Raw genomic sequence first — 15542 nt, 5'->3', positions numbered from 1 at the left:
AGTAAACTGGAACTTGATGTTATTTAGTTCTCAAAACAGGTTGAAAAGGAGATACAAACAATGAAAAAAGGTAGAATAGATCTTGAAAACGGCGGTATCGTCGAAATTGACTTTTTCCCAGAAGAAGCTCCAAACACCGTTGCTAACTTTGAAAAGCTGGCAAACAGCGGTTACTACAACGGTTTGAGCTTCCACCGTGTCATTCCTGGCTTTGTTGCTCAAGGTGGTTGTCCGATCGGTAACGGTACAGGCGGTCCTGGTTACACGATTGACTGTGAAACAGCTACGAATACAACAAAGCATGCCAAAGGCGTTCTGTCCATGGCTCATGCAGGTCGCAACACAGGTGGCAGCCAATTCTTTATCTGCTACGCTCCACAACCACATTTAGATGGAGTACATACTGTATTTGGTAAAGTAACCAAAGGTATGGAATTCATTGATGCTGTAAAGCAAGGCGACAAAATGAAAGAGGTTAAAGTATTTGACGTGTAATTTTACCGTTAATTACATGATCTTTTTTTAATAGCGTTGCACCTAAGCCGTTCTGTCTTTGGACAGGGCGGCTTTTGTTGTCTTTTGTTTGACGGTTTATTGATTTTCGCAATCACGTAGGCATTACAGTGCGTAAGATCACATTCGAAAAGTAAGTGTTGTGATAGCCTTTTCATAAGAATGCAATTTCCAATTTTTTTTATATGAGTATTCAAACTCGTTAAGGATTGGAAAAGAAGGGGGCTTATCACATTGTCTATTTTAACGAGCACAAATCGACTCGGATTTTTTGAAATCCGGCTGGAATCCATTGGTGGACTCGGCGCTAATCTGGCTGGCAAAATGTTGGCCGAAACCGGGGTGCTTGGTTTGGGGCTGAATGCTTCAAATTTTTCGTCCTACGGTTCGGAAAAAAAGGGAACTCCGGTTAAAAGTTTCGTCCGTTTCTGTGAGCCAGAAGTCGATATTCGGGATCACAGTCCGATTGAGCAACCGCATGTGGTAGGCATTTTCCATGAAACGTTATACAAAACGGTAAATGTAATCAGCGGACTGCCAGCGGATGGGATTGTAGTGGTTAATTCCACGCGTCCGGCAGAAGAAATACGGGCTGATTTGGGACTGGTATCCGGAACATTAGCGGTGGTGGATGCGATGGGCATCGCACTGGAAGAGCGAACCAAACTAAATACGTCCATGCTCGGTGCCTTGTTCCGTGTCTGTGACTTCCTGGACCCGGAAGCGATGAGATCGGTTATACGCAGTACCTTTGAAAAGAAAAATCCACTGTTAGTGGAACCTAATCTGCGTACGTTTAACCGTGGTTATGATGAAATGGAACCGCACGTATATCCGGTTACTGATGACGCGCAGGATCGGGTTTTTGAACGTCCGCAGCCATTGCTGGGATACGAAACGCAATTACTGGGGGGCGTTATTGCAACTCAGGGAAACAGCATAACGAGAGATGTTAGTGGTTCACGTCAGGGGTATGTGCCTGAATATGAAGTTGATAAATGTACCCATTGTGCCAAGTGTGATTCGATTTGCCCGGATTACTGTTTTGTATGGGAAGAGCAAGCAGACAAACGCGGAAGAATGATGCCATTTTTGCAAGGGATTGATTACCAGTATTGCAAAGGATGTCTGAAATGTGTAGATATTTGCCCATCGGGGGCACTAAGCTCGCGTCGCGAGCAATGGGGATGGGCTGAACAGAATCGAGTTGCCCACCAATTTCCGGTATATGAAGGAGGGCGTGCGTAATGGCAAAACTGGAGGAAGAACTCAAACAGACAGGCGCCGCGCAAGTGACAACGTTCGAATCCGGTAATGAAATGGCAGCAACGGCGGCTGCGCAGATTAATTATCATATGATGGGATATTTCCCGATTACTCCATCTACCGAGGTAGCGCAGTATCTAGATCAGATGAGAACGAGAGGTCAGCATAATATTAAGCTGGTTGCAGCAGACGGAGAACACGGATCGGCAGGGATTTGTTATGGAGCTGCCGCAGCGGGAGCGAGGGTGGTGAACGCCACTAGTTCGCAAGGTTTCCTGTACATGCTGGAGCAGTTACCTGTTCAGTCAGGTACCCGTTTTCCTATGGTTATGAATCTGGTGACACGAGCTGTCAGTGGTCCCCTAGATATTCGCGGAGATCATTCGGATCTGTACTATGGTTTGAATACAGGCTGGGTCATTTTGACGGCAAGTACACCACAGGCTGTGTATGATATGAACATTATGGCACTAAAAATTGCAGAGCACAGCGATGTTCGGCTGCCTGTAATGGTCGCATATGACGGTTTTTATACGTCCCATCAAAAACGTAAAGTGCAATATTTTGCCGATGCTGAGACCGTGCGTGGTTTTGTAGGTCCTAACCCGAACTTAAATTATCCGAATATTACGGATTTTGATCATCCTGTTACTGTGGGCGCGCATATGAACGGCGATGACTTGACGAATAATCATGTTCAGCTGTCCGAAGCACTGAAGCTGTCAGAAGGAGTATATGAGCAGGTAGCAGCAGAATATGCCGCTTTATCCGGTCGGGATTACCCGATTTTAGATCTGTATCAAATGGAGGACGCTGAGGTTGCGGTATTTCTGTTGAATTCGGCGGCTGAATCGGCCAAGGATGTGGCTGATCAACTCCGCGCGCGCGGAATTAAAGCTGGTGTGATACGTCCGAACATCATCCGACCGTTCCCAGCCGCACAACTGCGGGAAGCATTACGCAATGTCAAGGCGTTGCTGGTAGGTGAGCGTGCAGACTCGTATGGGGCAGACGGCGGTAATTTAACGCATGAAATTAAAGCGGCCTTGCAGGAGGACCCGCTGAATCGGACACTCGTGTTGAGCCGTATCTTTGGCTTGGGCGGCAAAGATTTTTATGCAGAAGATGCAGAGGCGTTCTTCCAGCTTGCAATCGAGGCGGCAGAGGCCGGACGAGTAGAGAAGCCCTTTGATTACTACGGAATTAATTCGGGTTCACCGGACAAGGTGATGCCGCAAGTTATGCAGCCGCCACGTGGTAATGATTACCGTACGGGTCTGATTCAGGTTACGCCGGACGAGGAGACCGGGAAGCTCAAGGTCAAGGTACCCCCTTTGCGGTCGTTGACAACCAAACCACGGCGTCTTTCACCAGGCCACGGAGCTTGTCCAGGATGTGGGGCATTGTCTGCGCTGGAACTGTTTTTCAAAGGTATTGAAGGGGATATTGTCGTGCTGTTCCAGACAGGCTGCGTATATGTGACGACGACAGGGTATCCATATACATCACACAAACAACCGATGATCCACAATCTTTTTCAAAACGGGGCCGCTACCCTTTCAGGAGCGCTAGAAGCTTACATGGAAATGAAACGGCGTAATGAAATTGAGATGTCGGACGATCCGACCTTTATCATGATTAGTGGTGACGGTGGGATGGATATTGGTATGGGTTCTGCGATTGGTGCGGCTCTGCGTAATCATAAGCTAATCATGCTGGAATATGATAACGAGGGGTACATGAATACAGGTTCACAGCAATCTTACTCCACTCCGCTCGGTCACATGACCAGTACGTCGGGTGTAGGTAAAATGCAAAAAGGAAAGCAAGGGCATCACAAGGATACCGTGCAAATCATGGCTGCTTGTAACATTCCGTATGCTTTTACCGCTGCTGAAAGTCATCCGCAGGATATGCTGCGTAAAGCAGCCAAGGCTCAATGGTATGCAAACAACGTGGGTACGGCCTATGGTAAAATCCTGTGCGCCTGTCCGCTGAATTGGAAATCCGAAGACAGACTGGGTACCAGCATTGTGGGCGCCGCAGTCGAGTCCTGTTTCTTTCCTTTGTACGAAATAGAGCAAGGCAGTACGACGATTACGTACAATCCGGAGGACAAAGGAAAACGAATTCCAGCTGCTGAATGGCTGAAATTAATGGGTAAAACGAAGCATCTTATTAAGGAGGAGGCTACGCTGGCGACCTTTGAACAGGAGATTGAGCGTCGCTGGACTATCCTGAAAAAGAAACATGAAATTTCAGAGCTATAATCCTGTTTTTTGCATAATCATCGATTAACATTGTTAGCCGCTGTTACTGTAGTGGCTCGATCAAGATTCTTTGCGCTTATTGCGCAAAGAATCTTTTTTGTCGTTTATGGGTTGAAGCATAAAAAAACAGGTAATGATTTCCGATATAGGAGTGGAGGCCTATAAGAGGCACGTTAAAAAGTTTTCTTCTGAATTTTAAGATGCAATGAGGTGCAGGTAATGATTAAGCTGAATACAGTTGAAATAATCGAAATTATAAAGAAGCAAATCCCTAAGGTTATGAACATCAAGCCAGTGGAACTCAAGTTTACGGATGATTTTGGACGGACCTCGCTGGCAGCGACAGAACACAAATTTACGCTGACGAACCAGCATTATTCTGCCAAGGTGATGGATTGCGTGTTAGAAACACAAGTACGCCCCATTTTAATGTGCGAAATTATTTATTTTCTAAAATGCGAGTTTATTGACGGACATGTTGATGTACGACTGGATTATGAAGCATGTTCTGAGGAAGGGCGAGGACCGGTTGCTTCAGCCGTAATTACCTTTGATCATGCAACAGAGCTGGGAGTCGAGGAACTGGCCGATCTGATTGACTTGGCGCTTCATATGAACGATAAAACCTGGTTTGAAGAACTCTCCAGCCAATATGTCAAAACCAAAGCAGGAGCTTCTATTTGATAACTTGCTTTTTTTAGAAGTCGGTGCTAATATACGTAACAAGTTTAATGTTAATTCAACTGAATAAGAGCAAGATCCTTCGGGGCGGGGCGAAATTCCCCACCGGCGGTGATGACATGTTTGTGGATCGTTTTTGTGAGAAACAGCATGGCTTAGTCCGTGACCCGGATGCTGAATGATCAGCAGAAGGTGGACCTGGTGCAAATCCGGGACCGACAGTATAGTCTGGATGGGAGAAGGATACGAAGCGCATGCACATGACGTGACATGTGCCGATTTTTAGCATACCCAATTGTGCGTACGGCTTATTTCGTTGTAGGATGGCATCGGGCGATAGCTTTCTTTTGATGGGTGTTCTGAGCGTATTTGGCTGTATCCTCAGTCATGCTTTCTATTGGCAAACCTATGATTTCATGTCGTCTTAAGATGCATATGAACTGCGCTTGTATACTACAAATGTGACTCTCATCACCCCCATGACGGATTGAATCCGAACTGGGGGTTTTTTGCGCTTATAGCTGATGAATTAGGGATAAACTGAGATGTAGTGGAAAGGAGTGAAGGCATGTTTACCGGATTGGTCGAGGAAGTGGGTCGTATTCAAACCATTTCCAAAAGCGGTGAAGCGATGGTGCTGGGGATTTCGGGTTCCGTGGTGTTGGGCGATTTAAAAATAGGAGACAGTGTCTCAGTGAATGGCGTTTGCCTGACGGCGATACAGATCGGTACGAAAGACTTTAAGGTTGATGTGATGCCGGAAACCTTTCGTAGCACTAATCTGAAAGAGTTGAGATCCGGCAGCCGAGTCAATCTGGAGCGAGCGATGGTGGCGAGTGGAAGGTTCGGAGGACATATCGTGCAAGGACATGTGGACGGGACGGGAACGATTCGCGGGGTGACATCAGACCAGAATGCAGTGGTGTACGAAATTGAGCCTAAAAATCAAACATTATTTAAATATATTCTTCTCAAAGGGTCAATCACAATTGATGGTATAAGCCTCACAGTCGCACAGCGTACGGGAGAGACCTTTGCCGTATCCATTATTCCCCACACCTTATCCGAAACGGCCTTACAAGGCAAACGTGAGGGGGATACCGTCAATATCGAATGCGATATTTTGGGCAAATATGTAGAACAGCTTTTAAGTTACAGAGGTGCAGCGGAGGCGGAGAGAGTAGAAGAAGCTCCTCTCAGTTTGGACTATTTGGCGAAACACGGTTTTGCCTGATATTGAATGGTAAGCCTGTTTAGGAGCATTCGTGGCTAAGACATGAGGAGGAAAGTGTTATGGATAGAGGTAGCCAAACAAGTGCAATGGCAAACGTCATAGAGCATGGCGAGTTGGAACATGACGAAGAGATTCGTTTGGATTCCATCGAAGAAGCGTTGGAGGACTTGAAAAACGGTAAAGTCGTTATTGTAGTGGATGATGAACAGCGCGAAAATGAAGGCGATTTTATCGCTTTGGCTGAAAAAGCGTCGCCTGAGGTCATTAATTTCATGATTACAGAAGGTCGCGGGTTGGTCTGTGTGCCGATCACACGACAAAGAGCCGAGGCCTTGGAATTGCATCCTATGGTAGAGCAAAATACAGATTTCCACGGTACTGCCTTTACGGTATCGGTAGATCATATGGAGACAACAACGGGGATTTCAGCGGCCGAGCGCTCCTTGACTGTACGCGCCTTGGCAGACGAAGCAGTCACAGGAAGTGATTTCCGCAAGCCTGGTCACATGTTCCCGCTGATTGCTCGCGATGGGGGTGTCTTGCAGCGTGCTGGTCACACGGAGGCGGCTGTTGATCTGGCTCGACTCAGTGGCTTCAAGCCTGCTGGAGTCATTTGTGAAATTATAAAGGAAGATGGCTCAATGGCCCGCCTGCCTGATCTGGCAGTGGTCGCCAAGCGACATCAATTGAAACTGATCAGTATTCAGCATTTGGTGGACTACCGCCGCCGTTTGTCATTGTAAATAATTTGAATTAAGAGAGGTTGATTAATATGGCACGTTTTCTAGAAGGTAATCTTGTATCGAACGGTTTAAAATATGGTATTGTGGTGGGCAGATTTAATGAGTTTATTACGAGCAAGCTGTTAAGCGGTGCAATTGACGCACTTCAACGACATGGTGCACAGGAAGATGAAATTGATGTAGCCTGGGTTCCGGGTGCATTTGAAATTTCACTAATTGCGCAAAAAATGGCTGCAAGCGGCAAATATGATGCCGTAATTACGCTGGGTACGGTCATCCGTGGTTCTACTTCACATTATGATATCGTCTGCAATGAAGTGGCCAAGGGTGTGGCAGCGAGCAGCCTAAAAACGGGAGTACCTGTTATTTTTGGGGTAGTGACTACAGAAAACATTGAACAGGCTATTGAACGAGCAGGTACGAAGGCTGGTAATAAAGGTTGGGATTCAGCACTGGCTGCGATTGAAATGGCCAATCTCGGCAAGCAATTTTAATGATAGGAATAGCTGAATAGAACGGTATAAACTGCAAGGGGAAAAAAGGGATTGGATTGTTAAGCAAGGCGATGACGTATATACTACAGAAAGAGGGATTGATAACGCAGAGCATAAGTGCTATAGGGAAAGGTATTGTTGAATGATGATTGGAGTAAGGCAGGGGGAAGCACATTGACAGTCGTAAACTACAAGCTGGAAACATTCGAGGGTCCGCTGGATCTACTGTTGCATCTGATTGATAAAGCCGAAATCGACATTCAGGATATCCCGATTAGCGATATTACTGATCAGTATATGGCTTTTTTGCACAGTATGCAGGAGCTGGAACTGGACATTACGAGCGAGTTTCTGGTGATGGCGGCGACGCTCTTATCCATTAAGAGTAAATTGTTGCTTCCCAAGCCACCTGTGATGGAATATGACGATTTGGATTTTTATGAGGAAGAGGATTATGATCCACGTGAGGAACTGGTCCGCAAGCTGGTGGAGTATCGTAAATATAAAGGGATTGCTCGCCATCTAAGTGAACGTGAGTGGGAGCGGAGTCTAATTTATGGCAAAGAGCCAGAAGATCTGAGTGCATTCCTGCCCACTGAACCCGTAAATCCGGTGCATGGGCTGCATGCAAGCGATTTGGTCGCAGCCTTTCAGCGTGCTTTGCGCAAAGCAGAACGACGTACGACGGTAACCCGTGTTCATCGGGACGAAATTTCAGTCAAGGACCGTATCCGGCAAGTTATCGGGGCTTTAGAGATGGTGGGGAATGGAGGACGGCTGCTGTTCTCCAAGCTGATGCATGAGGATATGTATCGGCATGAAGTGGTTGTGACCTTTTTGGCTATCCTTGAACTGATGAAAATGAAGCAAATTTTCTGTTATCAGGAGAAGCTTTTCGATGATATTGTAATGGAGTGGAGAGGGGATTTACGGGTTAATGGATTATCTGAAGCTGAAATCAATTATTGAGGGACTGCTGTTTCTAGCAGGAGAGGAAGGGTTGTCCACCAAGCAGATCGCCGACATTGTAGAGCAGCAGCAAGAGCTGGTTGAACAGTGCCTGGAAGATATGAAGCAGGACATGGAGCAGGGGGGAAGAGGCCTGCAACTTGTCCGTATTGCCGGTCATTATCAGCTTGCAACTTTATCCGAACATGCACCTTACTTTGAAAAGCTCGCATACTCTCCGGCACGTGCGTCACTGTCTCAAGCTGCTTTGGAGACGCTGGCCATTGTGGCCTACCGCCAGCCCATTACAAGAGTTGAAATCGAAGAGATTCGGGGGGTTAAATCCGAGCGGGCCATACATACACTGGTCAACAAGGAGCTCATTGAAGAGAAAGGTCGAGCTGAAGCCATCGGACGGCCGATATTGTACGGAACGACGAAATCATTTTTGGATTATTTCGGTCTGGGCTCTCTGGCAGATCTACCGCAACCGGAGCTGTTCGAGAATTCGGACAATTTGGAGGAAGAGACTCAATTATTGTTCGAGCGTCTGGAGAGTAGCCAGCCTGCGGCCAACGATCTAGATCTTGAATCCCAATAAAGTTGCTCCGGATCTTGCGGCTCACTTATGTAAAAGTTCAAACAGACAGCCAGTCCTCATATCGTTGGGGGCTGGCTGTTGGTATTTTAAGATGCATGATTTTCCGGCGAACGGTCATACTATTTTTGCCATGATATTCTATAGCAAAAAGGTAGGGAGGACACGCCAGTGTGGAAATGGATCAGTATCGCCATCATCGTCGTTATATTACTTGTACTGGCAGTTCTGCTCTCTCGTATTCGTTTGAAGCTGAATATTGCCAAACATGACAATGATGATCGGGCGCATCTAGAGATCAGATTTCTATACGGGATGATAAAAATGAATTACGATGTGCCGGCCATTCTCATAACAGGGTTGAAAAAGGGGCTTCTCTATCGGCTAGATCGCAACAAAAACATACATAAAACGGATGCTTCCGTGGATAGCGGTAATATTGATACAGTAAAAATCAAGCAATTTATACATGATATACGGGTTTTGCTCAAGGGAACGAAATCCTTTAATAAATGGTTGCGACATACATTGGCACATGTGACGATGTCCAAAATGGAATGGTCTACCAACATTAGTCTTGCTGACGCGGCATATACAGCTACCTCAACTGGTATTTTGTGGGGATTAAAAACAACCTTGATCGGTTATGCTTCAAGCTTTGTACGCATGGATTGTACCCCTAAGCTGTATGTTGTGCCCTATTGGGTGGATCGCTTTCGTTTTACCACCACTTTGAACTGTGAAGCAAACGTATCGCTCGGCTATTTAATGTTCTCCATGCTCATCTTATCTTACCGCATATGGCGCGTTCCGGGTGGACCGGAGGCATGGAAACGGGTTTTTTTCAAAAAAAATGCGGATCATCAAGCTAACAATGAATGATAAACAGTGGAGAGAGGTGAGACTCAATCCTTTCTGAACTATCGAATGACATACATATTTCCTTGAACCCCTGCGCACAATAGCGAAAGAAAAGGCAGTCTACGCTTGAGATAAGCAGAGGAGGAATAAATCATGTCAGATCACCCGATTCAAGGGCTCATGCAAACCGCAATGGAAAACATCAAAGCCATGGTAGACGTGAATACGATTGTAGGAGACGCAGTGGAAACACCCGATGGTTCTGTTATTTTGCCAATCAGTAAGGTGGGATTTGGTTTCGCTGCCGGGGGAAGTGATTTTAACGTAGACGAAGAGGCACTTCATACTTCCTCGGCGTCGGGTAATCATAGCGGGAAGGAAGGGCATCCTTTTGGAGGCGGTAGCGGTGGTGGTGTATCTATTCATCCCATTGCTTTTCTGGTTGTTGGCAAACAGGGGGCACAAATCGTTCCATTGGACAATCAAACGCATCTGATTGAGAAGCTCATTGACTCCACGCCATACCTGATTGATAAGGTTCAGTCTATCTTCCGGAATTCAGGCGGCGACTTGCAGACTCCCCCCCCACAGGTACCTGTAGATGTTGCTACGGATCACAGTAATTCTGGCCCGGCTTACTTGTAAAAGTTATTGAAATTAAAAGCATTCTCTCAGGAAGGTATCCCAAAGCCGAGTATAGGCTAAGGAATACCTTCTTTTCTGCTTGTACTTGGGCCTATCCCCGAATATACTGCCTTCCCCCAATGAAAGCATGTATATGGTGACTGTATTCCTGTTGATATAAAGTATGCAGCGAGATTTCATTTTTTCGATTTCCTTCGGTAGCAAACTGCGATAGGTAGATGAAGTCCGGATAGATCACTTCATTCGTCAAATAAGCGGATACCGTGGCATCAGGCCGACGATGTTGATTCAGGGAATCGATAATACCTTTCGCCGGCAAGATGCCAATCCCATGTCCATAAAACAAGTCTTCCTTCAGCTTAACGACATTTTCTCCTTTCCATTCTAATGTTTCAGACGACACATCCGGATTGTTGAAATACAGAATATCGCCAGGAGCCGCTTTATGACTTCCTTCCTGCTGTATGAGCCTGAGGTCGCTGTCATAGTGCCAGTCATACAGCAGCATATCTGCAAAAATCCGATTAAACTCACTTTCCAGAATGGAATCCAGCACTCCATTGTACAGCACAATAACCATAGCTGTTGCACATTCAAAAGCGTATTGATGACCGTTTAAAAAGATATCTCTGATGCCTTGGGCTGGTGTGACACCTGCTTTGATCTGAAAGCCACCTTTTTCCGTTAAATTCCAAAATTGCGGGTTGCAACGTGCGGTAGCAAAAGTGGCAAAGGATACACCGCTTCGATGCAATGCTTCTGCGGACTCTACAATCCGCGATCTTAAAATCATTTCAAACTGTAGTCGCTGCATGTTATAACCCCTCGATCCATATTTAACGTTTAGTAACTAATATATATGTGCTCAGGAGGGCATGTTGCTTGGTTTGTGTAGAAAGAAAGCGAAAAAGGAGCAGCTAATGGCTAGTCCTGTAAAGGAATTTTCTGTTATAAAGGTGGACATACTTTGAACAGCTTGGACATAGAATGGTACAAGACTTGTTTAAAACCGGAGGAATCCAAATGTTTAAAAAAAAGCAACACATTCACGCGGACCACAGCCATTTCTTGAATAAGGCACGCGCATTTGTTTTGCCGCTGGTATTTCTGCTTATTTTGTCATTGCCGCTTACGTTGCTAAGTCCGCAGCCCGCTCGGGGAGCGATAAAAACAGAAGTAGCGCCGCCCGCATTAGGAACCCATGCACAGGCTGCTTCTTTAATTGATGTTACATCAGGAAGAATCATTTATTCTACCGAAGGTGACCGGGAGCTACGTATTGCCAGCCTGACCAAAATTATGACAGCGATCGTGGCTATTGAACATGGACGCTTGCAGGACCGGGTAAAGGTGAGCCCAACCGCGTATGCCAAAGAAGGGTCCTCGCTTTTTCTGCAAATGGGTGAACAAATGTCATTGGAAAATATGCTGTACGGCTTAATGCTCCGTTCTGGTAATGATGCCGCTTCTGCCATTGCTGAGCATGTGGGGGGGACAGAAGAGGGATTTGTTCATTTGATGAACGACAAGGCGGTTCAGCTTGGGCTAAGCCATACACATTTTGCTAATCCGCACGGGCTGGATGCCGAGGGACATTATTCCTCAGCCAATGATATGGCCCGGCTTACTGCTTATGCGCTGCATAATCCAACTTTTGCCCGTATCGTAAAAACAGAATTAAAAAAAGCACCGAATCCCAACGATTCTTGGGATTACTCATGGCACAATAAAAACAAAATGCTGCGGCTGTATGACGGAGCTGATGGGGTGAAAACAGGCTTTACCAAAAAAGCGTTTCGCTGTCTGGTCAGTTCGGCTACACGGGACGGTCGTCAGCTCGCTGCTGTTACCTTGAATGACGGGGACGATTGGAACGATCATGCCCGTATGCTTGATTACGGATTCCGATATTATCCGCTCATTCCGATTACGGACAAGCAGCAACCTATCGATGGTTACCCACTATTAACAGGTACAAGCTTTGCCTATCCTTTACATGATGGCGAGAAAACCCAGTTGCACAAAAGACTGGTGTTGTATAAAAATTCCGCTTCTGCCGATAGAGCGGACGTATCTTTTGGCTTACGAGGACGGGTTGAATTCCTTTTGGAAGGTAAACTTATCGGTTCTGTTCCTGTGTATGCAAAAGGTAGTAAGCTGCCTGCTCAAAATACCGTACAGCCACAGAAGGAGACTCCAACTGCACAAGAACCTGCGAACAATACTCAGCAACGAGGTTGGACGAGCAGATGGAACGAAATCCTTAAAAATTTGTTTGGAGCATAGGGCAACCAGGAAATAGAGCTGTACGTGTCACATCATTGGGAAAAGGAGGAATCAGCCATGATTCATCTCATATGGGTGGCTTTGATTTGTATTGGATTTGTATTTGCTGCCGCGCAGGGAAATATTGAGGTGGTGACGAAAGCGGCTTTTGACGGGGCAACTACGGGGGTTACAGTGTGCTTTGGACTGATAAGTGTGCTGGTGTTCTGGATGGGCATGATGCGGCTGGCTGAAGATGGCGGGCTCTTACAGAAAATATCCAAGCTTCTTTCTCCTTTAGTTGCCTTTCTCTTCCCTGATGTTCCGCGTAATCATCCCGCTATGGGTTACATTCTGTCCAATATGAGCGCCAATCTGCTGGGTCTGGGGAATGCAGCCACACCGATGGGAATCAAGGCGATGCAAGAGCTGCAGACGCTCAATCCAGATAAGCAAACCGCCACACCAGCCATGTGTACGCTACTCGCCCTGAATACAGCCAGTATTACGCTTATTCCTACGACGTTGATCGCGATACGGCTAAATTTTCATTCCGCACATCCGGCAGAAATCGTCGGTACGACACTGGTAGCGACCGCAATAGCCACCTTTGCTGCAATTGCGGCGGATCGTTGGTACCGTAGTCGAGAATTGCGCCGCCGTCCTCCGGCGATTCCGCCGTCCCAGTCATCCTTGGCGCCACTCGCCCCACCAGCACCAACATCTGCTGCCTCTTCAACTACGTTGCCCGTATCTTCACCTGCCGTTCCGCGAACGGGAATCACGGCTGCCAAGGGCAGGGACACCACTTGGAAAGGATGAGGGAGGCATGCTTAATTTTATAAACCTCGTATCGACTTGGGCCATTCCGGTTATTCTCGCTTTTATTCCTTTATATGCATATGCTAAAAAGGTCCCTGTCTACGATTCTTTTGTGGATGGAGCCAAAGACGGATTTTCTACCGCCATCAGCATTATTCCTCATCTCGTAGGCATGATGGTGGCGATTAGCATTTTTCGAGCATCCGGCGCCTTGGACTATTTGATCTCTTGGGTTACCCCTTGGATTAAACACTGGGGTGTACCGGGCGAGGTATTGCCTTTAGGCTTGCTTCGTCCATTGACGGGCACTGGTTCACTTGCGTTTACGACGGATCTAATTCGCACCTATGGCCCGGATTCCATGATCGGTCGGATCGCTTCAACGATTCAGGGCAGCACAGACACGACGCTATATGTGCTAACTGTATATTTTGGTGCGGTAGGTATCCGCAATGGACGGTATGCTTTGAAGGTAGGACTATTTTCAGATGTGGTTGGTTTTGTGGCAGCCATTGCGATTTGCCTGCTTGTATTTTAATTTCTGCATCGTTTTTTGAACGGGGGTTGTGATTTTGCTCATGGATGGGTATCATTAGCATGAGGTGAATTAGCGAACATGGAAAGATTGCAGAAAATATTGGCCCAAGCTGGTGTAGCTTCCAGACGTAAATGTGAGGAGCTTATTCAGGCGGGTAGCGTGGAAGTGAACGGGGTTGTCGTAACTGAACTGGGAACGAAGGCAGACCCTGATCAAGATATGATTACGGTAAAGGGACGCCCGATCAAAACCGAGAAAAAAATCTATTTGATGATGAACAAACCTAAAGGGGTCATTACGAGCGCTTCCGATCCGGAAGGCCGTAAAATCGTGTCAGACTATCTGAAAGGCGTTAAGGAACGCGTATATCCGGTGGGACGTCTCGATTACGACACCGAAGGACTGCTGTTGCTCACCAATGATGGCGAGTTCGCCAATCTGCTGACCCATCCCAAGCATCATGTGCCCAAGACATATGTGGCAACAGTCAAAGGCGTTCCACATGGTACTGAGCTGGACAAGCTGAAAAAGGGAATCGTGCTGGAAGATGGCATTACTGCACCAGCCGAGGTAGAATATAAAGATGTAGATCCGAATGGTAAGGAGTCTGTGATCCAGATTACCATTTATGAAGGCAGAAATCGCCAAGTAAGACGGATGTTTGAGGCCATTTCACACCCAGTCATCAGACTCAAGCGGATAGCCTTCGGAGATCTTTTGCTACAAAACTTGAAGCGCGGTCTGACCAGACCCCTAACCAAGGACGAAATCAACCGTCTCATTCAACTTGCCAAATCAGACAACACGAAAAAGAAACGGACAGGACGGGGGTCATAACCCCGGCCTTTTTGGTGTAAAGAGACTGTTGGATGAGAGTAAAGTTTGACCAAGCACGGGAAAATAGTAAAATAGAGAGAATGCTTTTTTTAGCGAAGGGGCTGGGAATATGTCAGAACAAAGCAACCGCATATTAATTGTAGATGATGAAGAACGCATTCGACGCCTTCTGCGGATGTATCTGGAAAAAGAAGGATATGCAATTGACGAAGCTGAGGATGGCGAGATTGCCCTCCAAAAAGCGACTGCAAGCGATTACAGCATTATTTTGCTCGATGTGATGCTTCCAGGGATGGATGGGATTGAGGTGTGTACACGGCTGCGTCAGACCAAAGCTACACCTGTGATTATGCTGACTGCCAAAGGCGAGGAAGTGAACCGTGTACAAGGCTTTGAAGTCGGAGCTGATGATTATGTGGTTAAGCCCTTTAGCCCGCGAGAAGTCATTTACCGGGTAAAGGCGATTTTACGCCGTTCGTCGGAAACTGCCTTTTTAACGAAAGAAGCGGTACCAAGCAATAGTATTGTTTTTCCGAATCTTATCATCGAGCATGATGCGCACCGGGTAACTGCGGGTGGGATTGAAATCAGTCTCACGCCTAAAGAGTACGAGCTGTTGCATTATTTGGCGGTGTCACCAGATAAAGTCTTCTCACGCGAAGAACTGCTGAAAGACGTTTGGAATTACGAATTTTTTGGTGACCTGCGCACTGTGGATACGCATGTGAAACGGCTTCGTGAAAAGCTGAATAAGGTATCGCCAGAGGCAGCCGCTATGATTACGACCGTGTGGGGCGTAGGTTATAAGCTGGAGGTTCCAAAATAAC

At 46.7% G+C, this 15542-nt stretch carries 17 protein-coding genes and 1 riboswitch; of the genes, 16 read left to right on the top strand and 1 reads right to left on the bottom strand.

Annotated features, from left to right (window positions below; all coding sequences use genetic code 11):
- The first annotated feature begins 60 nt into the window (after nucleotides 1–60).
- The 11 genes from MKY98_RS15330 (at nucleotide 61) to ytfJ (ending at nucleotide 10253) form a co-directional block, all read left to right on the top strand.
- Nucleotides 61–495 carry a peptidylprolyl isomerase gene (locus tag MKY98_RS15330; RefSeq protein WP_013310775.1) on the top strand — a complete coding sequence of 145 codons (435 nt, stop codon included), beginning with the start codon at nucleotides 61–63 and terminating at the stop codon, nucleotides 493–495.
- A gap of 252 nt (nucleotides 496–747) precedes the next feature.
- Entirely contained in the window at nucleotides 748–1761 is a 1014-nt protein-coding gene (locus MKY98_RS15325) for a 2-oxoacid:acceptor oxidoreductase family protein (protein ID WP_069012712.1), read from the top strand.
- Complete coding sequence (locus MKY98_RS15320; RefSeq protein ID WP_069012711.1) at nucleotides 1761–4049, top strand: thiamine pyrophosphate-dependent enzyme; 2289 nt, start codon at nucleotides 1761–1763, stop codon at nucleotides 4047–4049. The genes MKY98_RS15325 and MKY98_RS15320 overlap by 1 nt, the downstream gene beginning before the upstream one ends.
- Nucleotides 4050–4268: 219 nt before the next feature.
- Nucleotides 4269–4733: an IDEAL domain-containing protein gene (locus MKY98_RS15315; protein ID WP_029517301.1), complete on the top strand. Its 465-nt coding sequence runs from the start codon at nucleotides 4269–4271 to the stop codon at nucleotides 4731–4733.
- Nucleotides 4734–4804: 71 nt separating this feature from the next.
- Nucleotides 4805–4978: riboswitch (FMN riboswitch) on the top strand.
- Between the two features lie 320 nt (nucleotides 4979–5298).
- Entirely contained in the window at nucleotides 5299–5964 is a 666-nt protein-coding gene (gene ribE / locus MKY98_RS15310) for a riboflavin synthase (RefSeq protein ID WP_069012710.1), read from the top strand.
- Between the two features lie 59 nt (nucleotides 5965–6023).
- Nucleotides 6024–6707, top strand: coding sequence for a 3,4-dihydroxy-2-butanone-4-phosphate synthase (ribB, locus tag MKY98_RS15305; RefSeq protein WP_029517303.1), 684 nt, complete (start codon nucleotides 6024–6026; stop codon nucleotides 6705–6707).
- Between the two features lie 29 nt (nucleotides 6708–6736).
- Nucleotides 6737–7201 (top strand): 6,7-dimethyl-8-ribityllumazine synthase, encoded by a 465-nt coding sequence (gene ribH / locus MKY98_RS15300; RefSeq protein WP_023989205.1) that lies wholly within the window; start codon nucleotides 6737–6739, stop codon nucleotides 7199–7201.
- A 174-nt stretch (nucleotides 7202–7375) separates the two neighbouring features.
- On the top strand, nucleotides 7376–8170 hold the full coding sequence (locus tag MKY98_RS15295; protein WP_029517304.1) for a segregation and condensation protein A: 795 nt from the start codon (nucleotides 7376–7378) through the stop codon (nucleotides 8168–8170).
- Complete coding sequence (scpB, locus tag MKY98_RS15290) at nucleotides 8139–8750, top strand: SMC-Scp complex subunit ScpB (protein WP_029517305.1); 612 nt, start codon at nucleotides 8139–8141, stop codon at nucleotides 8748–8750. The genes MKY98_RS15295 and scpB overlap by 32 nt, the downstream gene beginning before the upstream one ends.
- Before the next feature lie 168 nt (nucleotides 8751–8918).
- Entirely contained in the window at nucleotides 8919–9629 is a 711-nt protein-coding gene (locus MKY98_RS15285) for a DUF2953 domain-containing protein (protein ID WP_069012709.1), read from the top strand.
- Between the two features lie 132 nt (nucleotides 9630–9761).
- Nucleotides 9762–10253 (top strand): GerW family sporulation protein, encoded by a 492-nt coding sequence (ytfJ, locus tag MKY98_RS15280; RefSeq protein WP_029517307.1) that lies wholly within the window; start codon nucleotides 9762–9764, stop codon nucleotides 10251–10253.
- A 91-nt stretch (nucleotides 10254–10344) separates the two neighbouring features.
- On the opposite strand, the gene MKY98_RS15275 is transcribed toward ytfJ, so the two are convergent.
- Nucleotides 10345–11067: a hypothetical protein gene (locus MKY98_RS15275; protein WP_029517308.1), complete on the bottom strand. Its 723-nt coding sequence runs from the start codon at nucleotides 11065–11067 to the stop codon at nucleotides 10345–10347.
- A gap of 209 nt (nucleotides 11068–11276) precedes the next feature.
- Here MKY98_RS15275 and MKY98_RS15270 point away from each other — a divergent pair, with 209 nt between their 5' ends.
- The 5 genes from MKY98_RS15270 to MKY98_RS15250 all read left to right on the top strand — a co-directional run bounded on the left by MKY98_RS15270 (nucleotide 11277) and on the right by MKY98_RS15250 (nucleotide 15541).
- Nucleotides 11277–12539, top strand: a complete 1263-nt coding sequence (locus tag MKY98_RS15270) for a D-alanyl-D-alanine carboxypeptidase family protein (protein ID WP_069012708.1) — start codon at nucleotides 11277–11279, stop codon at nucleotides 12537–12539.
- 57 nt (nucleotides 12540–12596) lie between these two features.
- On the top strand, nucleotides 12597–13340 hold the full coding sequence (locus MKY98_RS15265; protein WP_069012707.1) for a nucleoside recognition domain-containing protein: 744 nt from the start codon (nucleotides 12597–12599) through the stop codon (nucleotides 13338–13340).
- 7 nt (nucleotides 13341–13347) lie between these two features.
- Entirely contained in the window at nucleotides 13348–13878 is a 531-nt protein-coding gene (locus MKY98_RS15260) for a spore maturation protein (protein ID WP_013310760.1), read from the top strand.
- A 78-nt stretch (nucleotides 13879–13956) separates the two neighbouring features.
- The gene (locus MKY98_RS15255) at nucleotides 13957–14715 is read left to right on the top strand and encodes a pseudouridine synthase (RefSeq protein WP_023989197.1); all 759 of its coding nucleotides are present in this window, start codon (nucleotides 13957–13959) and stop codon (nucleotides 14713–14715) included.
- 109 nt (nucleotides 14716–14824) lie between these two features.
- Nucleotides 14825–15541, top strand: a complete 717-nt coding sequence (locus MKY98_RS15250) for a response regulator transcription factor (protein WP_029517311.1) — start codon at nucleotides 14825–14827, stop codon at nucleotides 15539–15541.
- Nucleotide 15542 lies beyond the last annotated feature (1 nt).

It is taken from the genome of Paenibacillus sp. FSL M8-0228 (assembly GCF_038007385.1).
GTDB lineage: Bacteria > Bacillota > Bacilli > Paenibacillales > Paenibacillaceae > Paenibacillus > Paenibacillus polymyxa_D.
The sequence above is the reverse complement of the archived record's forward strand: the minus strand, read 5'-3'. Positions and strand labels throughout refer to the sequence as shown.